Source organism: Paenibacillus sp. HJGM_3, assembly GCF_045062745.1.
Classification (GTDB): domain Bacteria; phylum Bacillota; class Bacilli; order Paenibacillales; family NBRC-103111; genus Paenibacillus_AA.
In genome coordinates this window covers 31,142-51,093 of sequence record NZ_JBJGED010000006.1, presented here as the reverse complement: position 1 = coordinate 51,093, position 19,952 = coordinate 31,142, and the positions used below count along the sequence as shown (strand labels likewise).

20 protein-coding genes and 1 tRNA gene are annotated in these 19,952 nt (G+C 53.3%); 16 read left to right on the top strand and 5 right to left on the bottom strand.

The genetic code is table 11. From position 1 onward, the window contains the following. Position 1 precedes the first annotated feature (1 nt). The 4 genes from ACI5FR_RS08655 to ACI5FR_RS08640 all read left to right on the top strand — a co-directional run bounded on the left by ACI5FR_RS08655 (position 2) and on the right by ACI5FR_RS08640 (position 3,556). On the top strand, positions 2–568 hold the full coding sequence (locus ACI5FR_RS08655) for a distal tail protein Dit (protein ID WP_405453107.1): 567 nt from the start codon (positions 2–4) through the stop codon (positions 566–568). A gap of 15 nt (positions 569–583) precedes the next feature. Then, a complete protein-coding gene (locus ACI5FR_RS08650; RefSeq protein ID WP_483875160.1) occupies positions 584–1,021 on the top strand; it encodes a phage tail fiber protein in 438 nt (145 codons plus the stop codon). Between the two features lie 158 nt (positions 1,022–1,179). Then, on the top strand, positions 1,180–1,548 hold the full coding sequence (locus ACI5FR_RS08645) for a phage distal tail protein (RefSeq protein ID WP_405453104.1): 369 nt from the start codon (positions 1,180–1,182) through the stop codon (positions 1,546–1,548). A gap of 13 nt (positions 1,549–1,561) precedes the next feature. Next, positions 1,562–3,556, top strand: a complete 1,995-nt coding sequence (locus tag ACI5FR_RS08640; protein WP_405453101.1) for a phage tail spike protein — start codon at positions 1,562–1,564, stop codon at positions 3,554–3,556. Here ACI5FR_RS08640 and ACI5FR_RS08635 read toward each other — a convergent pair. Further along, entirely contained in the window at positions 3,550–4,053 is a 504-nt protein-coding gene (locus ACI5FR_RS08635; protein ID WP_405453098.1) for a stalk domain-containing protein, read from the bottom strand. The genes ACI5FR_RS08640 and ACI5FR_RS08635 overlap by 7 nt on opposite strands. 93 nt (positions 4,054–4,146) lie before the next feature. Between ACI5FR_RS08635 and ACI5FR_RS08630 the strand changes: the two genes are divergently transcribed. From ACI5FR_RS08630 to ACI5FR_RS08595, 8 genes are all read left to right on the top strand, one after another. Next, positions 4,147–7,356 carry a C1q-like domain-containing protein gene (locus tag ACI5FR_RS08630; protein ID WP_405453095.1) on the top strand — a complete coding sequence of 1,070 codons (3,210 nt, stop codon included), beginning with the start codon at positions 4,147–4,149 and terminating at the stop codon, positions 7,354–7,356. A 19-nt stretch (positions 7,357–7,375) separates the two neighbouring features. Then, positions 7,376–7,693, top strand: a complete 318-nt coding sequence (locus ACI5FR_RS08625; protein WP_405453092.1) for an XkdW family protein — start codon at positions 7,376–7,378, stop codon at positions 7,691–7,693. Between the two features lie 182 nt (positions 7,694–7,875). Continuing rightward, positions 7,876–8,169, top strand: a complete 294-nt coding sequence (locus tag ACI5FR_RS08620) for a hemolysin XhlA family protein (protein ID WP_405453089.1) — start codon at positions 7,876–7,878, stop codon at positions 8,167–8,169. Next, on the top strand, positions 8,166–8,396 hold the full coding sequence (locus tag ACI5FR_RS08615; RefSeq protein WP_405453086.1) for a hypothetical protein: 231 nt from the start codon (positions 8,166–8,168) through the stop codon (positions 8,394–8,396). Before ACI5FR_RS08620 ends, ACI5FR_RS08615 begins: the two co-directional genes overlap by 4 nt. Then, the gene (locus tag ACI5FR_RS08610; protein ID WP_405453084.1) at positions 8,393–9,133 is read left to right on the top strand and encodes a peptidoglycan recognition protein family protein; all 741 of its coding nucleotides are present in this window, start codon (positions 8,393–8,395) and stop codon (positions 9,131–9,133) included. The genes ACI5FR_RS08615 and ACI5FR_RS08610 overlap by 4 nt, the downstream gene beginning before the upstream one ends. A gap of 137 nt (positions 9,134–9,270) precedes the next feature. Further along, positions 9,271–9,465: a hypothetical protein gene (locus ACI5FR_RS08605; protein ID WP_405453081.1), complete on the top strand. Its 195-nt coding sequence runs from the start codon at positions 9,271–9,273 to the stop codon at positions 9,463–9,465. A gap of 25 nt (positions 9,466–9,490) precedes the next feature. Then, a complete protein-coding gene (locus tag ACI5FR_RS08600) occupies positions 9,491–9,754 on the top strand; it encodes a YolD-like family protein (protein ID WP_405453078.1) in 264 nt (87 codons plus the stop codon). A gap of 18 nt (positions 9,755–9,772) precedes the next feature. Further along, entirely contained in the window at positions 9,773–10,126 is a 354-nt protein-coding gene (locus tag ACI5FR_RS08595) for a YolD-like family protein (RefSeq protein ID WP_405453075.1), read from the top strand. A 116-nt stretch (positions 10,127–10,242) separates the two neighbouring features. Here ACI5FR_RS08595 and ACI5FR_RS08590 read toward each other — a convergent pair. The 3 genes from ACI5FR_RS08590 to ACI5FR_RS08580 form a co-directional block, all read right to left on the bottom strand. After that, positions 10,243–10,313: transfer RNA gene (locus ACI5FR_RS08590), tRNA-Thr, on the bottom strand. A gap of 130 nt (positions 10,314–10,443) precedes the next feature. Then, a complete protein-coding gene (locus tag ACI5FR_RS08585) occupies positions 10,444–10,944 on the bottom strand; it encodes an NUDIX domain-containing protein (protein ID WP_405453073.1) in 501 nt (166 codons plus the stop codon). 166 nt (positions 10,945–11,110) lie between these two features. Then, on the bottom strand, positions 11,111–13,153 hold the full coding sequence (locus ACI5FR_RS08580) for a hypothetical protein (protein ID WP_405453070.1): 2,043 nt from the start codon (positions 13,151–13,153) through the stop codon (positions 11,111–11,113). Positions 13,154–13,477: 324 nt separating this feature from the next. On the opposite strand from ACI5FR_RS08580, the gene ACI5FR_RS08575 reads away from it, so the two are divergent. Continuing rightward, positions 13,478–15,913, top strand: a complete 2,436-nt coding sequence (locus tag ACI5FR_RS08575; RefSeq protein WP_405453067.1) for an HAD family hydrolase — start codon at positions 13,478–13,480, stop codon at positions 15,911–15,913. A 269-nt stretch (positions 15,914–16,182) separates the two neighbouring features. Here the strand turns inward: ACI5FR_RS08575 and ACI5FR_RS08570 are convergent, their stop codons facing one another. Next, on the bottom strand, positions 16,183–16,398 hold the full coding sequence (locus tag ACI5FR_RS08570; RefSeq protein ID WP_405453065.1) for a hypothetical protein: 216 nt from the start codon (positions 16,396–16,398) through the stop codon (positions 16,183–16,185). Between the two features lie 180 nt (positions 16,399–16,578). Between ACI5FR_RS08570 and ACI5FR_RS08565 the strand changes: the two genes are divergently transcribed. From ACI5FR_RS08565 to ACI5FR_RS08555, 3 genes are read left to right on the top strand one after another with little or no spacing between them, the layout of a single operon-like run. Then, complete coding sequence (locus ACI5FR_RS08565) at positions 16,579–17,544, top strand: AAA family ATPase (RefSeq protein WP_405453062.1); 966 nt, start codon at positions 16,579–16,581, stop codon at positions 17,542–17,544. Between the two features lie 5 nt (positions 17,545–17,549). Continuing rightward, positions 17,550–18,647, top strand: a complete 1,098-nt coding sequence (locus tag ACI5FR_RS08560) for a DUF58 domain-containing protein (RefSeq protein WP_405453059.1) — start codon at positions 17,550–17,552, stop codon at positions 18,645–18,647. Next, complete coding sequence (locus tag ACI5FR_RS08555) at positions 18,640–19,938, top strand: DUF4129 domain-containing protein (RefSeq protein WP_405453058.1); 1,299 nt, start codon at positions 18,640–18,642, stop codon at positions 19,936–19,938. Before ACI5FR_RS08560 ends, ACI5FR_RS08555 begins: the two co-directional genes overlap by 8 nt. The last annotated feature ends 14 nt before the right edge of the window (positions 19,939–19,952 follow it).

Below are 19,952 nucleotides of genomic sequence, written 5' to 3'. Positions count from 1 at the left end.
GGTGAACAATGGCGGGTTTACATTGGGGGGACGTACGGCCCATAGCTTAGGGTTGCACATGCTCCGGTCGTCGCAACGTCCCATCCTTCCCGGAACCGTGGACAGAACGATGGCCATTCCTGGCCGAAATGGCGAATGGGACTTTGGTGCGGATATCGGCCCGCGCCCGTTTCAATTGGATTGTGCTGTTCTCTCTCCATCGGCTGAAGCACTTCAACAGGTCGTTTCCAATCTGGCCGCTGCCTTAATGACCATCTATGGGAAGCCAAAAGAGCAGTCGCTTGTGTTTGACTATCAGCCGGACCGCGAATATACCGTCAGGTACTCCGGGAACTTGCCGATCGATCGCTTGGTTGGACTCGGGAAATTCACCTTGCCGCTGATTGCCTATGATCCTTTTGCCTATGGCTCCACTCAACTCGTCGAGCAAACGATAACGGATTCACCCGAGATCATCACAGTGTATTCGGGCGGGAACGTGGTGGCCGAACCTGTATTAATGATTACCAACACTGGATTGAGCCCTGTTAGTGGCTTCTCCATTATCAATGAGTACGAAATTGAGTAGGAGGTTGACAATGTGCTGACTTTATCGAATTGGCTCTCGGATTCGCTGCTGAATCTGGCATTCCGGAATACAGCATGGACACCGCCCAGCACCGTCTATCTAGCGTTGTATACCTCGAATCCCACAGCAGCCGACACGGGGACTGAAGTATCAGGCGGGGCCTATGCACGAATTGCAATTCCATTTGCGGCACCGGTGGGGCAATCGTTCAATCTCTACGACATCAAAACAGGCGTGGCGGAAACCGTCACTCGACGGACGCTGAAATCCAATGCCGAATTGGTGTTTGCGGTGGCCACGGCTCCATGGGGGCTGATTACGCATGTCGGGATTCGAACGGCCTTGACAGCCGGAAACTTGATGTACTTCGGAGCTGTCAACAATCCACGCACCATTGAAACCGGCGACCGGATGCGCGTTGCAGCGGACAGTATCGTCGTGTCGATCGGGTAGGTGATGGCATGTTCGGAGCTGGATTCAACCAAGTCCCCTTTAATCGAGATTCAAGCTTCGAGGTGTATTTATCGGCGGATGTCCATGGGTCCGGACTTTTCTCGGCGGTTCCCACCGCTGAGATCGCATTAACGGCCATTCTCAACGGGACTGGAGTCATGGAAATATCCACGATCCGGGACTTGTTCGCGGATATCGAGCTCCATGGAAGCGGAACGCAAGACTCGACTTTAGGGAGAGACATCCTTAGCCTTGAAGCGGCTATACATGGCGCGTCGACAATCGATGCTGCTGTCAGTCGCTACCGGTACGAGATTATTGAATACACCGGTGTTATAGCACCCGGCGATCGGATCGTCATCGATGCACGCACGCTGACGGTCACGAAGAACGGCGTGAACGCGCTGCATGAAGTATCGGGGGACTTTTTTAGTTTGAACTTGGGCGAGAATGACATCTTGTACAAAGACAGCGAGTCCAATCGGAGTGTGATTATCCGGATCACGCACCGGGACAAATTCGTATAAGGCAGGGGACACAATGCCGAAAGCACCCATAGTTGTCTATGATCGTGACATGCAAAAGGTAGCCTATTTGGAGAATGCCGATGCGATCAGCTACGAGCAACCCATGAATAAACTCTGGAAAGCGTCGTTCACCCTACCGGCCAATGACCCCAAAAACGCGAATTGCGTACCCTTTTACTTCGTTGAAGTCTTTGACGATCGGGAGCGGGTCGAGCTTTTTCGGATCATGCCATCCACCGCAATTCGAAGCCAGGACGGCCAGACTATCACGTACGAGTGCGAACACGTACTTGGAACGCTGATCGACGATATTCTCTATCAGTTTCACACGGTCGGGAATCTAGGCGTCTACACATCAGAAGTGATTCAGTATGTGCTTTCCCGGCAGCTCACGGCAAGGTGGCAGCTCGGCGCGATCGAATTTGATCGGCAATTTGAATACAATTGGGAAAATGAGAACCTTTTATCCGCCCTTTACTCGATTCCAAGTCCATTTGTGGAAGAATACATGTGGACGTGGGACACCACGGTGTATCCATGGACACTGAATCTTGTCATGCCGCCCAGCATCATCGAGGCAGAGATTCGGTATGCCATGAACCTCCGGGGTATCGATAAACAGGTTGATCCTCGTGGACTTTGTACCCGTCTTTACGGGCTTGGGTACGGGGAGGGGGTCAATCAACTTTCCTTTGCAGATCTCAACAGCGGCTTGCCTTACCTCGATGCGGACACGCAAAGCCAATTTGGAGTAATTTCGGACGTGTATGTGGATCGACGCATCATGTATCCGGAAACATTGCTTGCTCGCTGTCAAGCGATACTTGAGGAACGAAAGATTCCCCGAGTTTCATACACCGTGAACGCAGCAGACCTATCCAGACTCACAGATCAACCCGTTTACAAGTTTCGGAGCGGGCAAATGGTACGAGTGAAGGATGAGGAGATGGGGGTCTCCATAGTCGCCCGGATCGTGAACAAGCGGAAACCAAACCTCTACGGAACCCCAGGGGAGGTAAACCTAGAAATTAGCAACAAACCGATTAATGTAGTGGGGCTGCTGGCTGACCTCACAACAAAGCAACGGATAAACGACACGTACGCCCAGGGCGCGACGAACGTGGACTCCCATGATTTTGCAGATAACTGCGATCCAACACATCCCGCCGTGCTTCGCTTTTGGGTACCGGAGGAAGCGGTCCGTATCAATAAGGTCACTTTGTCGTATCGATCGGAGGCGTTTCGGGCATATAGCCGTTCGATTGAAGCGGCACCGGCAACTACATCCGGTTCCAGCAGCTCAACGACTACCGAAAGTGCGCCAGCTGCAACTTCTGGTGCAAGTAGCACGACTACGACTTCTGCTGGCGGAGCAGCTACTTCGGGACCGAGTAGTACAACAACTACAGCAAGTGGTGGGGCTATCGTAGATACGGATTCAAACGTTCAGATTATTCTTCCTGGCATCAACCCATTGGACAGAACTGATTTTTCCGGCTTTCACAACCATGGTCTACCAAATGGGGTCATTCTTGTTGATAAGGATGGAGGCTGGCATACATTTCTGGAATCCGGAGATCATACACATGCGTTATATAACCACGCTCATAGGATAAATGTACCTTCGCACACTCACAACATGGAGCACACACACAATGTTCCACCACATATACATGAGATGCCGCATACACATCAAATTCCGGCCCATTCACATGGAATGGAACACACACATCAGATTCCCGCTCATACTCATGAAATACAATACGGAATTTTTGAGGGAGCAACACCTACGACTATTTTTGTCACTGTCGATGGAAGTTCCGTCCCTGGTCTCAATATTAACGAGGAAGATGTCGACTTAATTTCATTTCTTTCAAAAGATGGAAGTGGTAAGGTTCAGCGGGGAACCTGGCATGAAATAAAAATAACGCCCAATGACCTTGGGCGTATTATTGCAACAGTGAATACTCAAATATTTGTACAAAGTCGGGGAGGCGGTAACTATTGAATATCCTCGGCAGTCAAGATTCCGGCATCGATAAGGGGTTTTGCATCGAATCGTCCTTCGCCGATTGGATTCAACACATACTTTTTGTCCTGAAAGTATAACGTATTCTCGTATGGGACAAAAGAAATTTTAGATTTACCGCCGTTCTTATCTGGTGTTAGTTCTGGATATTTCCGTCCTAGAGTTTCTAGTAATTCTCTGATTCCAGTCACAGAATTCGTTTCTTGAACATTCGTTTTCTTTTCAGCAGATAGATTTATTGTCCGGCTTGAGTCATCGTATCCAACATCGTGCCCTAAAATATCAGCAATGACACGGATCGGATAGTAGGACGTTCCATCATAAACCAACGCCTCAACCTCGGTGGGTTGCTTACTATCAATCTTTACGTTGAACTTCGCAAACACCGCCTGAACGGTTTCGGTCTGAGCGGCTATTGCTGTGCCGGTAGTGCCGATCAGCAGGCCAGCCACTAAACCGACGATCATTTTTTTCATGTTCTATCAGCTCCTTTTTGGAGTTGAGTATACCATAAATTACCGCTTTGACCCTAGATGCTCTTGGGGTCTATTTTTGCATGGAGGTGCGACATGGCACAACAGACAATGTTCCCCGGACAGGTTAACTCTCCTGTGACTGAGTTGACGGCCGCAATCGATAGTGTCGTGACGACGATCGGCGTGCTGAATGCCGGGATGCTCCCGGCAGCCCCCAACCTGGCTGTCATCGGTAGCGGGGAGATTGCGGAAACGATCCAATACACCGGCAAGGTGGGGAATAACCTAACCGGCGTAACTCGTGGGTTCCAGGGAACGGCACGGGCCTGGTCGATCGGGACGAAGGTGGCCAGGTACTTCACGGCCTATGATTACGACACGTTGCGGGGGAACGTGCTCGACCTGGACAGCCGGATCAAGGATCAGCAAATCCTCAGCGTCAATTTGAAGCGCGGGATGAATTATTTGTCGGCCAGCCAGGCGTCGCCGCTAAATCTGACCATCGGTGGGCAAACTCTAGTGAACTTGTTGGGGAGGGTTGGAAACTGTGACGATCCGAGCAAGTTTGCGGCATCACAAGGGACAGCTACACTTGATACGACAGCATTCACTACAGGCACAAGCGGGATCAGGTTGACAATTGTTGGGGCTTTCACCAATATGTCTACCCAATTCAACCTTTTGAACCAACTCGACACATCCAAGTATTATGTAATGCTGGCTGACCTGAAGAACGGGACGGCAACAAACGTCGTTTTTAGGTTCTATAACGGTTCGGGGAACATTGGCTCGACATCGCACACACCCACAACATTTGCGACAAAATACATCAGGTTACAGCCGTCCAATTTTTCAACGGGGCAATACATCTATTTCGACATTAATGGAGCAGATGGACAGTATGGGAACATCGACTCGATTCGAGTGTATGAAATAACCTCCGCGCAATACGCTTTGATCGATGTGGACCCTGAATGGACAGGAGATCGACTTGCATCTCGCTTCCCCTATGTGGATAGTGTGAAGCATTTGAATGGTGCCAGCGTCACGAAGTACGGTAAAAATTTGTTACCGCCGTTTTACGAATGGAAGCTACATGCCAATGCGGTGGTGACAGAGCCGTATAAGTTGACATTGAATGCAACTGCTGACTTTCAGTCATCTACGTATAGAGTGCCGGTGATGCCTAGTACGACCTATACTTTCTCTAGATCTGGAACGGGATCAGTTAACATCTGGGAGTTTAAATCAACTGGCACGAATAACGGAGGTTCTTCAGCAGGAAGCGTTTATACAATTACTACAAAATCCGATACTTTCTTCTTGGAGGTCGAGCTTACAAACATAGGAGCAGGAACATCCATCTTTGTAAGCCCGCAGCTTGAACTTGGCAGCACATCAACTGCATTTGAGCCACGCAATGATGACTATGTATTCGCGCCTGTCACGCTGGCTTCGAGCGTGGACGGGACAATTAAAGATTCGCTCACATACCGGGATGGAGCTTGGAATAAGACGAAGCGTTGGAATCAGTTCACTATTGATGGATCGTTAACTTTCATCTTCTCGGTTGATTACACCGGTTTCAAGGCAGTTGGTACTTCATTGTCTCCGGTAATGGCTATTACAACCAATATGGTCGGGACTCGAAATGATGGGATGATTCTTCCCTATGGGACTGGAGGATCGGGAACAGGGCCGAATGTCGTTTCAAGAAGCTCAGGGGGAGATTTTGCTTATTTCTCGGTTCCTGATAGTGAAACGGGCTGGGGAGAGGGATATACACCCTCTGGAACGGAGATCAAAGCCTACTTCTACGGCTGGAAGATGAACAACGGTACCTTTGGCACGCCGTACGACGGAACAGGAACCAAGACCTGGACAACCTGGAATGCTACGAGTAACACGGGGTCGGTGACAGTGACACCAACGACGATTGCGACAGGGTACACCCCTTACACATTGACATATCAGCTCGCGGTCACTCAGACCGAAGTTGTCAGTGTTGAGGGTGCAGTTTCGCTTCATCCTGGCGGGAATCAGATTGAAATAGGCGAAGGTGTGATCGTACGGGAGAAAGCTAACCCTGTCCTCAAACCGGCTGATAATTTGTATCGCATAAATAACTCTTTTTCAGGTTACACAGGGAGCGAGCTAAAGAACAGAACCGAAAAAATCCTCGCTGTATACAAAAACGGTGTTAGGGATTCGAAGTGGTTTATCTTTTCTGATACTCCTCCTTATTCTAACGGGAAGCAATCAGCTCAGATTGCAAAATCTGACTTCGACACTACAGCAGAATACACCGTGACCTATGTCGCCCTAGACAAGTACAGTCTCACGTCCACAAACACGGATACTTTTGGCACGTATAGCGGTAATATCGGGACAACCGTCTCGGCGCTTGTTGCTGACGTGACCGATGAGAAGACGAAAAATACTATTCAAGATTGGGAGCTCCTGCAGGACGACGCCTACATTAAAAATCTACGCTTCGACGTAGGTGTGACATCTGGACTAAACACAACCGCAAAAATCCTAGTCCCGGCCGTGAACGAGGTTAACAGTAACAAGGTCGATAGTACTAGGCAGATTATTGCTGGAGCCGGATTGACGGGAGGCGGCTCATTGGCTGCTGATCGGACGCTAGCGGTATCATTCGGCGGTAACGGATCGGCGACAACAGCAGCTAAGAGCGACCATAACCACGACACAACATATCTGAAACTCGCAGGCGGGCAAACGGTTGCCGGGACACTGGGAGCATCCGGGCTTATCACATCATCGGCAGGGTTTGTACAAGGCAGCACTCAGATGGCACAGACTCGACTTAATGCCGGAATAATGGAATATTGGGATGGTAGTTCATGGAGATTATCTAGTGGTTCCGTTCAGGTTCACGCATTCAGGTCGGCAGACCAAACTATCTCCGCAGATGTTAGTACAAAATTAAACTATACTGGCGAATTGGTCGATACGCATAACGCGTATGATGCAGCGTCAAGTACATTTACTGTCCCTGTTAGCGGCGCGTATATATTTAATTTTCAAGTATTCACATCGGCGGGTACAAGTACGGGGAATCAACTCTACATTCAATTATATAAGAACGGATCGCAGTACAGGCAGCTGGAGTGGACTAATACTGGTACTATGATGTACAAAAGAACTTTTACTGTCGTTGTCGATGCGGTTGTTGGCGAAGCATTCACAATCAATATGATTAACTCTGGTGCTAATGCCACTATTCAAGGTAGTGGAAGTAGCAATATTTATAATAATCTCAGTATCGTAAAATTATAAAAAGGGTGGAATGTTTCGAATGAACAAAGCACATGCAATTATGCACCTTTTTCCAGGAACTAATCCTTTTAGTGGTGATTTTGAGGTTCGGGATGACGGGGACGGTATTCAGTACATTCACGCATGGAACATCAATGCGCCGCAGCCGTCGGAAGCTGATCTTCAAGCAGCTTGGGACGATCTTCAAGCCAACCCCACTACTCCACCGCTTACACTAGAAGACAAAGTAACCCTGCTCGAAGCTAGCAATCTTCTACTTCAAGAGGAAAAAACCGCATTGGAACAGCGCCTTCAAGCTACGGAAGGCGCTATTTTATTTCTGATGGATATGACATAAGGGGGGGAGTGGCTGCATGTATGAGTTCGTGCTAGTTATGTGGGTATTGCAACGTATCAATGAGACTAAGGTTCAGTCCTATGTCACAAAGGGATTCATCACGCAAGTCGAGGCTACCACGATCCTCGCGACACCACAGCAATCCTAATGTGAGACGTTATTTTAAAAAGGATGGTGTCTAAATGAGCGATTCAGAAGTAAAAGCGCTAAATGAGATAGCAGTCCGCCTCGGTCGATTAGAAGCGCTCCATGAGGCAAATGCTCGGGCTACAAACGAGTTGACGGCCAACGTGAACCGTCTTGTTGAAAAGTGGGACAAGTCCGACGATATCGCCAAGGAAGCAGACCATCGCTCCCGGTCAGCCCATCACCGGATTGACGAGATCCGGGGGGACATCACTTGGCTATGGCGAACGGTGATCGCCGCGATGATCGTCGGCGCGATTAATCTACTATGGAAGGTCGTGGGACAATGACAAATGAAATCCTGCAATTGGCTGCTGTCGTGGCCGCACTTGTCGGGGTGTTAAAAGCCTACAACGTTGATCCTAAACATAACCATGTGGCCGCGCTACTCCTGAGCGCGGTCTTTGTTTTGATTCCGGATGCCGTCCAGGACAAGTTGCTGACGATCTGCTTGATCGGGCTAACGGCGAGTGGGGCTTACCAGTACGTCAAAAAACGGGACAGTGATCCGAAATGATTGACATCGAGTACAGGTTCATTCCCGTTAATCCATATACGAGGCCGGGAAAGGTAAGATCATTTACCCGATATTCCGTGTGGCACTATACAGGAAACCCCGGTGCATCAGCAGATGGCCATTATACCTACTTTGGCTTTACGTTGCCTGGAATGAATGCTGAAACAGAACGGGCCTATTCAGCGGGTGAGATCACGAAGCAAGAGCGTGATCAGCGACTTCGGTATGCCTCGGCAAACGTTTTTATCGACAAGACGAAAATACTCGTAATCATCCCACTAGACGAAGAGTCATGGCACGCCAGCCAAGCAAACCCCTATTCCATAGGCATTGAGCTTTGTATCGAAGAGGATGGATCATTTCACCCCGAGACTGTTCGCAATGCGGTCGAATTTGGAAAGTGGTTGAGTGCCGAATGGGGATTGAAAACGTGTGATTATCTACGTCATTTTGATGTGACAGGGAAAAGGTGCCCATTGCCCTGGCTGGACGATGTTGCACCCGGAGCTTGGGAAAGTTTCAAGAAGGCTGTAGACAATACAACAGATCAGGAGGAAGAAACCGTGAATCTTACAACCGAACAATGGGGAGCGCTCGCTGCCTCTCTTTCGAAAGCCTACCAATGCGGATTACTTGGTGACTATCGTTTTGTGGAGAAAGCATACAATGGTACACTGACACGATCAGAGCTCGATGTTGCGAACAACGTGATCCTTGTTAATAGATCAACATCATAAAACCAATTTTCACTTTAACAACCTGTCGACCGCAAAGCAATTGTGGTTGGCAGGTTTTTTCTGTTGTATAGGAACAAGTGTTCTGAGTATAATAAGAATACATGTTCGTATTATTTATCGACAGGAGGTGCAATGGTGTGAACGATTCGGAACGGAAACTTGCCCGAATCCTTTGGAACCTCAATCAGTCAGCATGGGCACCGCCCGACTTCCCACGGATATGCCGGATGACAGGGAGAACGGAAGCGCAGATCCGTGAGAGCATTAAGCTGTTGATCGAAGTGGGAGCCATCGAGGTCCGGCCAGGCGAATTGCGTGTTTTGAAAACATAAATCGGATTCTTTGGAGGCAGATTAAATGGCGAAAAATACCGGTAAAAATGCAGTACCTAAAAGGCCGACACGTGATGAATTTGAACTGGAGTCTCTTGGGGAAAGACTTTCAGAAGCCAAAAACGAAAACTCCGAGGTGGTGCTAACCGTATGGGGAAGAACTGAACAGGTTCGTGGACTGATAACGGAAATGGACCCGCGAACCAAAACGATTCACATCACCAGGTATGGCCAAGTAACAAAGGTCCCATTCTTGGATATCTGGCAAGTGGACAATCCGGTGGACTAATCAACTGGGGGGATGCAGATGGGTAAGAAGCTTGAACACAACGGACTATGGGAGTCGAGTCGGATGATGTTGCCGCAGCATAAAGAACAATCACTCCTACAAGCTAAAGTGGGTGAAAGACAGAAGAAGCCAACACTGGATATGCAGGAGCAGGATCGTATTCTCCAGGAGATAACAACTGCCTTGCGGGAGAAGACCGAGATCACATTAACCGTGTTTGACCAGTATAAGAACCGTGAAATCACCGGGGTACCATGCAGCTATAGCCAACAGCAGCGTGCCCTCAAGATAGATATCGACAATGACATCGAATGGATTTCGTTTTCGGATATTCTTGGAGCAACCGTTGCAAATAAGGCTCCATGGGATTAAAATTCCCAAGCGCTTGTGAATTTAACCAAAAGACGTTCACTGAGGAACTAATCCCTGGAACGTCTTTTTTTGACATAAAAAGAGACGACCAACAAAAAAGCTTGGCCGCCTCCTTATGCCCGGTGGCAGAATCGAACTGCCAACTGATCATTACGAGTGATCTATTATACCGTTTAACTAACCGGGCAAGTAAAAGCATGTCGGTACTATACTACAAGGGCTGCCTCTGAGCTACATCAGCTTGTACATGTTGAGGCGTACTTTTACTATCATACTCATTTTTCGACGTCTGTCAAACAAAAAATCCGGTAACGATGTCAGTCCTTGTAAGCGGCCTCGGTCCTATAGACCGCGTAGCAGCGGTAGGAGTGCCCGGTTTGGATTGGATCCGCCTCGCGGCAAAGGCCATGGTCGGGCGATAGAGCGCTGCGGACGAAAGCTTTGGTCAAGTCGACCACCCTGGGCTCCGCCAGTACGGCAGGAATCGGCAGGAAGGAGGCTTGGGCGATCTCGCCCGGATCGGCCGGTTGAAGGATGCCTGACGGATCCGCCAGACGGAAGGCGACGTAGATCGTGGTCTCTCCGCTTAACGTCACGCCGCTTCTCAACCCGATAATGCCATCCGGTCGTGTCGTCAAACCCGTCTCCTCGTGGACTTCGCGCACGACTGCGGCTTCGATCGATTCTCCTTCTTCGACGAGTCCGCCCGGCAGCATCCAGCGGCCTTTGTTCGGACCGTATTGCACTTGAACCAGCAAGACGGTATTCTCCTGGAACAGGACGCCGCCTACAGATAGGATGTGTTTGGTGGCTCGCATCGTTCTACCTCCCGGGGACCATATGTGTTCTGTTCCATTGTAGCGTGAGTAAACATATAGATGAAATATATGAACGTTATAAGCGCAATAGGAAATGTCTATATACTTAGAAGCTAACGCAAAAGAGCAGCAGATCGCTCCGCTGCCCTTCCGCTTTACTCATTCCTTACCAAGCGTCGGCTGTCGCCTTCATCTTGATATTGTCGAAATAAGCTTTGCCGTTTGTTACCGTTACATTGTCGTTGGTGATATAAGTCCGCAGCACGTTGGTCCCGGTGGCCGGCGTCGTGAACGTGAGCGATTTACTCGTCCAGGCCGTATCCGAGAAGGAGAGGGAAGCGACGACCGTACCGGTCGTTTCGTTCTTGACGTACACTTTGCCGCCCGCACCCGTACCGTCCGTTTTGCCCATGAACGTAAGGGTGTAGGAGGTGGAGGGCAGCCAGCCTTCCCAAGTCTGGTTCAGAATTTGCTCGGTCGTCCCGTTCGCCTTGATCGTCGCGCCGTAGGTTCCCTCGTACTTGTTCGCGCTGTCGAGGTAAGCGGTCGCGGAGGTCGAGTTGACGCGATTCCACTGGGCGGGCTGGGTGGCGTCCCCGGTGAACACGAGCTCGAAGCCTTGATTTACGATTTTCGCGCGATCCCATTTCATTATATTGGACAAGTTCAGCAGCTCTACGGAAGAGACGGGGGTATAGGAGCGGAACTGCTCGGACGAAATCGTGAATACGCGCTTATCGAATTGCGCGAGCTCGGTCCAGACGGACATGTACTTCGTGAACGAGTTGTCGCCGCTGCCATCTACATACTTCGTGACGAGCGGGGCGGTCAGCGATCCGTTCCACATATGCAGGGTCAACGCATCTGTAATCTTATCCATATCGGCGCCGGTGAAGATGAGCCCATGCCGGTACATTTCCAGAGCGAAGCTGATGTCGAGGTTTGCATGAGAAGTATCTTCCTTCCCGCTCGAATAGTAGGCATAATTCCAAGAATAGGCGGTGCCGTTCGCCACCATGCTGTTCTTGAAATATTGGGCGACCTTCTTAGCCCGATCCAAGTAGGTGGCGCTGCCGTTAACGTCATAAAGCACAATCAGCATGTTGACGTAGGCGAGCGCTTGGTTGTAGGGGAGATACGTCCAGGTAGAGCCATGAGAGAAGGCGTCGAAGTTAGCGGATTGCTTATACATCCCGGTCGTGCTGGAAATGGACGTCCATGTATTGCCGATGTAGGAGCTGCTTTCCCAACGGGGGACGATGTTGTTCTCCAGGAAGGTGCGGTAGGATGCCGCGGCAGTCGAGTAGGCGGAGAGCGCAGGAGTTTGGTTGACCAGTCGGACGAACTTGGCGATCGGCGTTCCGACCATGCCGTCGTGCACCATGTAGGGCACCTTGGCGCTGACCTTCACATTGTCGTAGTACGCGGCCCCGTTAGGGACAGTATAAGTCTGATGTCCAAGCCATACTTCCAGGATATGCCCAGCAGCGGCCGGCGTCCGGAATTCTAGCGTTTTGTACTCCCAGGCCGTATTTTCGAAATTGATCGAAGCGATGACGGTCCCGGTCGTTTTGTCGCGGATGTAGGCGCGGCCTTTGGCGGCGGAGCCGTTCGTCTTGGCATACATGCGCAGCACATAGACCGTATCCGGGTCATACGTGTTCAATGGCTGGTAGAGGCTTTGCCATTTCGTGCCGGTCGATTCGGTGAGGATTTTGACGCCGTAGCTGCCGCCTCCTGTGGGATGGTCGGTCGTGCGCAAGGCGGTCGCGCTGGTGGATTGGAACCGGATCCAGTTGGCCGGGAGGGTGCTGTCGCCGGCATCGGCGGTCTCGAAATCCCAGTTGTCGTCTTCGACGGGAGAGTATGTGGAGGTGCTCCAGCCCAAGTAGCCGTCATTGTCGATGTCGTCGGCGTTCCCTACGATTGTGTCGGCGTGGGTGGTGAATTTATTGAGCCATGCGGTGTCTTTGGTGAGGGTGTACAAGTCCAAATAGCTGTTCAGAATGTAGCTCTCGCCCCAGGCCAGATTGCTGCCCTCGGTGCTGGTGTAGAGGTCGTCGCCGATATTGGCTTCCAGCGCGAGATATTTGTCATACCAGAGGTTGTTCGAAGCGGCGGCAGGCGTGACGAGGCTGAACAAAAGGGTCGCGGCCACACAAGCTTGCAGGATCCGACGGTTAAGGCGCTTGACACGTGATTTCATCATTCCAAATTTCCTCCCTTAAGGTGGATTAGTTGGGCTGAATCGGCCCCGGCGGGGCAATCATCGATATCGTGTCTGACTCGCTCGCGAAGATGAGCCTCCTTCCCTGAAAAGTAGGTAGAACGTCTGCTCCGTGACACTCCTTCTCGGTGAGTGGTGTAGAGGAATCACCTTCCTTTTTATGGATTCACCTTCATCATATACATGTATAATACCGATTTCAACTGAATTATGCTTCTTGAATTGGGGAACGTCCGTGTGTCAAAATGGACGCAGAAAGCTTGCGATCCACCCGCTGGTTTCGCGGCGAAATTCGGAGGTCGTCCCATGCCATCCCCTTTTCAATCTTCGTCCGAGGTTTTGTGGAACCAGGACTGTTATTTGCGCCAACTCGCGCACGATCTCCCTGCGAAAAAGCTGTTGTCTCTGGATATCTTCGATACACTGTTATTCCGAATGGTATCAGACCCCGCCGAAGTGTTCGAGATGGTTGCCGAAGCTGCCATCCGGCTCGGAATATGGCCTGGCGCCATCACACCGGCCGACTACCGGCTCATGCGCATCCAGGCGGAGCGAAGCGCGCGCGACCGGCAGCTGCGTACCGCCGGCCACGATGAAGTGACATTGGAGCTGATCTATGAGGAGCTGCCCGCCCGCATCGGCGATCGGGAGCGGCTGCTGCAGTTGGAGCTCGAGGCGGAGCGCGAGGTGCTCTACCTCAATCCTAACGTAGCGTCGCTTATCCGATGGTGCCGAGCTAGAGGCATTCGGGTGGCGCTGTTGTCCGACATGTACTTGTCGTCTTATCAGCTCAGGGGCTTATTGCAGGGAGCGGGGCTGGAGGCGGATCATATAGACTTGCTGCTCGTGTCGAGCGAGCGCTATTGCGGCAAAGCCTCGGGCGGCTTATTCCACTGTCTGCTGGCCGAGTACCCTGATCTTGTGCCAGATGCAGTTATCCATATCGGAGACCAGTGGCGTTCGGACGTTCAAGGGGCCGCCATAGCCGGCATCCCGGCGCTGCATTACGGGGTCATTCCCGATACGTTCGAGCGAGGCTACCATTGGGATCGAGTCCGGCATGGGCCGGTGCTGCCGTCCCTTCAATCGTTGTGCAAGCTCTCCGAATCGACTATTCCGCCCGAGGTGGAAGGGGAGTCGGAGCGGTTCTTTTACCAGACCGGGGTGCGCACTCTGGGACCTTTTTTAGCGGCCTTCTGTGAGTGGGTACTCGATGTCTGCGTCGCTGAGGGGCGGGAAGAAGTGCATCCGCTTATGCGGGAGGGCGTGCTGCTCATGGCCTTGCTGGAGCAGATCGCCCGGCAGCGCGGGTTGGCCATCCGGGTCAAGCCGTTGTACGTCTCCCGCCAGGCGACGTATCTCGCGACGCTGGAGCGGTTCGGGGAACGGGAGCTGCGCGGATTGTTGAATACGGATTGTACGGTGAAGGAATTGTTCCGTATTCTCGATATCGAGGCGATGTCCGAGCCTTTCCGGGACGTGCTGCATTTAACCGTGTCGGAGTGCGAGACGAGGATGGACTCCGCCGGAGGAGGGCTCTTAGAGGGGCTTCGCCGTTATTTGCTCAGGGACGACATTCGAGCCCAAGTGGAGGCGTCGATCCGGCGCCAACGCCGGCTATTGGCCGACTATCTCCGGCAGACGTGCCCCGATCCGCGCAAGCTGGTGACCGTCGACATCGGGTACCATGGGTCGATGCAGAGTCGCCTGGAGCACGTACTTGCCGCTGAAGGTGTCCTCGGTGTCGGCGGTGCTCGCGGTGCCGGGGACGCGGGAGCCGCTGGAGGCCGTGGAGGTGCGGTACAACCGATCCATCTGCTGGCAATCGGAGGCGACGGGCTGGAGCGGCTGCTGAATCGGGGGCTCGACATCCGCAGCCACCTCGACCGAAGCGGCGAGAATGAGGAGCTGGGCCGCACGATCCGCCGCAGTCCGGCCTTCGTCGAGGAGCTGATGATGGGCGACTTCGGGACGGCGCTCGGTTATACCGAGGAGCCGGGTGGACGCGTCGTTCCGGTGTTGGCTCCGCTAAAGCAGGACCGCGCGGAGCTGCGGGCGAAGCTCGCCTGCCATGCCGGGGTGCTGGCTTTTCAAGAGGCTTACCACGCCTTGCGTCTCCTCAAGCCCGGGCTGGCCGAGCGCGTCTCCGATTCGCGGGAGTGGTACAAGCCGCTCCATCGCGCCATCTCGATGCCGACGCCGACCGAGGCGCGGCTGCTCGGGGGCCTGTACCACCAGGACCACTACTTGAGCGAATTCATCCCGATCTGTCAGCCTATATCGGACCATTGGTTCAGCCGTGGAGAAGCCGAGTTTCTGCGCATTTGCAACTTCGGCCCTTCCACCTTGAACATGAATTGGCCGCAAGGAACGCTGACTTTGCGCAGCCCTTATTATTTGTACAACCACGCCTTGAAGAACTACGATTCGTTCGGTTCGGAGAGTATCTGGTTCGGGTTGATCCGGCAAGTGGAGGAACAGGGGATGCGGGAAATTACGCTGCTCGGCTCCGGCCGGGCGGCCGACCAACTGATGAAGCGCGCTTATCTGCATCGGATCACGGTGACCGTGTGGATTACGTCGGTGGAACAATTGTCGTCGATGGCAGATAAGCAGCTGCCTCCGTGCTTGGTTATTGCTTCGCTGGTGGAAGAGGACATCGAGGCTTGGCGCGAGGCGGTTGCGGAGGCTTGGCAGGCGCGGGAAGGCCTTAAGTCGACTGTGATTTTTCCGGTGGTGTGATGGTTAAATGGATGACGAAGACCCGTTCAACTTCAGAATAGGAGTGAGACGGGTTTTTGAAGTAAAGGGATGGCATCATCTTAATCAGGCTGATTTTCTAATTACAAGGAAATAAGTTGATGCCATAAAGTTAATTGGTCGGTTTTCTTCGATATTGGCGTTATTGTGGGGTATAGAGTGTTCCCATAGTGTTATTTTTGGGAAAAGAGGGACTATACGGGGTTCGGTCACGTAGTTGAATGGACCAGATTGCTTGGGCCTATCCACCATTAAAGGTTACTGCGCAGCTCCAATTTGTCGACACGTTCATTCAGCTGTTCGTAGTCCGATTCGATAAACCGCAGCCGACGGTCGATCTTGTTGAAGTTGTTGGCCGTTTCCTTACGGAAATCAAATCGGTCATCCGTCGAATCGACTTTGACGCGTACGGCACGAAGCTCATGCAGGAGTGCATTTAGCAGCTCGCGTTCGTTCATTTCCGCCATGTTTGTTCACCACCTTTCCGTTTCTCTCCATTATACCATGCAAAGGGTCAAGCATAATGCAAGATTCGGCAAAACGTGTCGATATCCCCTTTTCCCCCGTCCTAACCCTATCCCAATCCTGCCATCTATTGTAATATGAAACTAGTAAAGCCACCCCAGCATGGAGAGGATGAGCCGCAATTGAACACGAATGAGATTAAACAATTGGCAGATGCCATTAAAGGCAATGTACAAAAGGTGGTCGTAGGCAAATCCGCCATCATCGATCAGCTCCTGGTAGCGCTGTTCTCCTCCGGCCATGTGCTGCTCGAGGACGTACCCGGCACGGGCAAGACGCTGCTCGCGAAGGCGATGGCCGCCTCCGTGGGAGGCGTGTTCAAGCGGATCCAGTTCACGCCGGACTTGCTGCCCTCGGACCTGAGCGGCATTAACTTTTTCAACCAGCAGCAGTCCCGCTTCGAGTTCCGGCCCGGCCCGGTGTTCTCGAATATTTTGCTGGCCGACGAGATCAACCGGGCGACGCCCCGCACGCAATCCAGCCTGCTCGAGTGCATGGAGGAGCGGCAAGTGAGCATCGACGGGGAGACGCGCAAGCTGACGCGGCCGTTCATGGTCATCGCGACGCAGAACCCGATCGAGAACTCCGGGACGTTCCCGCTGCCGGAGGCGCAGCTCGACCGATTCCTAATCAAGGTAAGCATGGGGTATCCGACCTTGGAAGAGGGCAAAGCGATTTTAAAGCGCTTTAAATCCGCCAATCCGCTCGACGAGATCCATGCCGTCGCCGAGGCGGCTCAGGTGGAAGCGGCGCAGGACCACTACTCGCAAGTGCGTGTCCACGAAGATTTGTACGATTACATGCTCGCTTTGGTCGAGAAAACCCGGAGCCATCAGGACGTCGTTATGGGCGTCAGTCCGCGCGGGAGCCAGGCGCTGCTGCGTGCGGTGCAGGTGTACGCCATTCTGCAAGGGCGGGATTATGTCATTCCGGACGACGTAAAAGCGATGGCCAAGCCCGTATTGGCGCACCGCCTCATCCTCCGGGCGACGACGCGTGCGAAGGGCAACCCGGCCGAGGCGCTGCTGGACAGCCTGCTGGCCGAGCTGACGGTGCCGACCGAGGACGCTTTAGTCGGACGGGGCTGACGGTTATGATCGCGGCCTGGCTGCTCTTCATCGCTTTCGTTGCTGTTTTTGTGCAAGGTAGAATTTTCGGGGTCTTCGGGCTGCGCCGGATCTCGTACACCCGTCATTTCAGCGAGCGGGCCTGCTACGAGGGCGATACGGTGCTCCTGGTGGAGCGGATCGCGAACGCGAAGGTGCTGCCGGTGCCTTGGCTGCGGCTCGAATCGCTCATGGATGCGTCGCTTCAGTTCCCGCGGCAGGAGAACTTCGACGTGCACGCGGGGACGCTCATGCAGAATCAGAAAAGCTTTTTCTCACTCATGCCGTTCACTAGCGTTATCCGCCGGCACCGGATCGTATGCGCGAAGAGGGGCTGCTACGATCTGAACACCGTGTCGTTATCGTGCGGCGACGTATTCGGGATGGGGGCGCAGTCCAAGACGCTGAAGCTGAACGTAAGGCTGCTCGTCTATCCGCGGCTTGTGCCGCTCGAGGACATCCCGCTGCCGTCCCACAGCTGGCAAGGCGACATTACGGTTCGCCGGTGGATTCTGGACGACCCGTTCATCATCCAGGGGGCGCGGGAGTATCGCTATGGAGACCCGCTGAATGCGGTGAATTGGAAAGCGACGGCCCGGACCGGTCAGCTGCAAGTGCACCAGCGGGATTTTACGGCGGACCACCGGCTCATGATCTATCTGAACTTCGAAGTGTCGGAGCAGATGTGGAGCCAGGTGTCCGATCCCGAGCTGATCGAGCGGGGGCTGCGCTATGCCGCGTCGCTGGCGTCGGATTCGATCCGCAAGGGCATCCCGACCGGTTTCGGCTGCAATAGCGGCACGGTAGACAGCCCGAAGGAGTCTGTGCGGGTGGAGCCTGGCAGCGGGACACAGCACTTGGAGCTGCTGCTGGACACGCTCGCCCAGGTCGTGGTGGACCGGACGATCGCGATTCGCACGTTCTTGGAACAGGATATCGAGCGCGGAGCCCGCAAAATGGACATCATCCTCATCACCGCCTATGTGAGCGAGGAGATTCAGGCGTGCATCGAGCAGCTGGAGCGGAACGACAACGCGGTTCGGATCGTGCCGCTCGTGCGCGAGGAGGTGCGGGCGCATGCCTAATTGGGTTCGGACGCTCCTCCGTTCATGGGTGCAAGGGGTTGCAGAGGTGTTGATGTTCTACCCCGTCCTGCTGCTCATCTCCCCGCTCCCGGGCCTGGAAGAGCAATTTCCTTATTGGGTAGCGGCGCTGACGCTCTATATGCCGATCGGGACGCTGCTTCGGCTGCTGCTCCGGCTAGAGATGCGCGTGCTGCTGCTCTTGGTGAACGGAGTGCTGCTGATCGGCGGCACATGGCTGGTGTTTGGAACCGGGTTTGCCGCGCTTGGGGCTTTGATTGCCGGCGGCGTGCTGTACGTTCATGGCTTTCGTATCGTTCGGACGCCGTGGTATCAGTTGTTTCCGGTGGGCTTGTACTGGATCTGCCTCATCTTCTATATGGTCGCGGGGTTGATCTTGACCCGGGTGGCGCTCTATGATACCTACTCTTCGAGCTTAGGGTGGCTCGGGGCGGTCGCGCTTGTGCTGACACTCTTCCTGTCGAATACGAGCAATCTTAAGCAAGAGACGCACTCGGGAACGCGCGAAGTCCGGCTGGCACCAGGGGTTATGTGGAAAAACCGGCTTCTCATCGTTCTGGTGCTGGCGGTCGTGATGGCCATCGGGTACATCCGGCCGCTTATGGAGCTGGTCGTTTCGCTCAAAAATTGGTTGGTAGGGCTGATCAATGCTTTGTTCCAACGCACCAAGGACGAGCCTGATCCAATCTCCGCCACACCGCCACCGGTGCAAAACCCACAAATGCCGTTGGAAGGCGATGGGGGGCCGTCCGCGTTCGCCCGGTTCATGGAATTGCTGTTCTATTACGTTGGTGTCGCGTTGGTTGTGGCGCTGGCGCTGGTGGTCCTGTTCTTCTTGGGGAGGTTGGCCGTTCGCGGCGTGCGTCGGTTGATCGTCTGGCTGCGAGAGCGTGGAGCGCTAGCTCCAGAAGGCGTGCAGGAGTACGAGGAAGAAAAGGCGACGCTGCTGGACTGGAGCGAAATGCAGCAGCAGTTGCGCGATAGGCTCGCCGGGTTCGTCTCCCGGTTCCAGCGCGATCCGAAGTGGGAGGCGTTGAGCGGGGCAGAGCGGGTGCGGCTCTTGTATCGACTCTATATTCGCCGCAGCGTCGGAGCGGGTGCGCCGCTCGAGCCGCATCTGACCGCCAGGGAGCAATTGAGCGCTCGGGAGGATCGGCACATGAACGATGCCGCGCGTCGGGAGCTAGGCGAGGCGTATGAGGCGGTCCGCTATGGGGATCGGCCGGTGGACGGAAGCCAGGCGACCCGGCTGAAGAAGGATTCGGGGCTATAACAAGTGTGGGAGAG

Excerpts from the sequence above, each read along its gene's own strand:
- ACI5FR_RS08580 (WP_405453070.1), bottom strand. The coding sequence starts at position 13,153 with ATGATGAAATCACGTGTCAAGCGCCTTAACCGTCGGATCCTGCAAGCT.
- ACI5FR_RS08640 (WP_405453101.1), top strand. The coding sequence starts at position 1,562 with ATGCCGAAAGCACCCATAGTTGTCTATGATCGTGACATGCAAAAGGTA.
- ACI5FR_RS08570 (WP_405453065.1), bottom strand. The coding sequence starts at position 16,398 with ATGGCGGAAATGAACGAACGCGAGCTGCTAAATGCACTCCTGCATGAG.
- ACI5FR_RS08600 (WP_405453078.1), top strand. The coding sequence starts at position 9,491 with ATGGCGAAAAATACCGGTAAAAATGCAGTACCTAAAAGGCCGACACGT.
- ACI5FR_RS08575 (WP_405453067.1), top strand. The coding sequence starts at position 13,478 with ATGCCATCCCCTTTTCAATCTTCGTCCGAGGTTTTGTGGAACCAGGAC.
- ACI5FR_RS08610 (WP_405453084.1), top strand. The coding sequence starts at position 8,393 with ATGATTGACATCGAGTACAGGTTCATTCCCGTTAATCCATATACGAGG.
- ACI5FR_RS08635 (WP_405453098.1), bottom strand. The coding sequence starts at position 4,053 with ATGAAAAAAATGATCGTCGGTTTAGTGGCTGGCCTGCTGATCGGCACT.
- ACI5FR_RS08555 (WP_405453058.1), top strand. The coding sequence starts at position 18,640 with ATGCCTAATTGGGTTCGGACGCTCCTCCGTTCATGGGTGCAAGGGGTT.
- ACI5FR_RS08595 (WP_405453075.1), top strand. The coding sequence starts at position 9,773 with ATGGGTAAGAAGCTTGAACACAACGGACTATGGGAGTCGAGTCGGATG.
- ACI5FR_RS08560 (WP_405453059.1), top strand. The coding sequence starts at position 17,550 with ATGATCGCGGCCTGGCTGCTCTTCATCGCTTTCGTTGCTGTTTTTGTG.
- ACI5FR_RS08615 (WP_405453086.1), top strand. The coding sequence starts at position 8,166 with ATGACAAATGAAATCCTGCAATTGGCTGCTGTCGTGGCCGCACTTGTC.
- ACI5FR_RS08620 (WP_405453089.1), top strand. The coding sequence starts at position 7,876 with ATGAGCGATTCAGAAGTAAAAGCGCTAAATGAGATAGCAGTCCGCCTC.
- ACI5FR_RS08625 (WP_405453092.1), top strand. The coding sequence starts at position 7,376 with ATGAACAAAGCACATGCAATTATGCACCTTTTTCCAGGAACTAATCCT.
- ACI5FR_RS08585 (WP_405453073.1), bottom strand. The coding sequence starts at position 10,944 with ATGCGAGCCACCAAACACATCCTATCTGTAGGCGGCGTCCTGTTCCAG.
- ACI5FR_RS08630 (WP_405453095.1), top strand. The coding sequence starts at position 4,147 with ATGGCACAACAGACAATGTTCCCCGGACAGGTTAACTCTCCTGTGACT.
- ACI5FR_RS08645 (WP_405453104.1), top strand. The coding sequence starts at position 1,180 with ATGGAAATATCCACGATCCGGGACTTGTTCGCGGATATCGAGCTCCAT.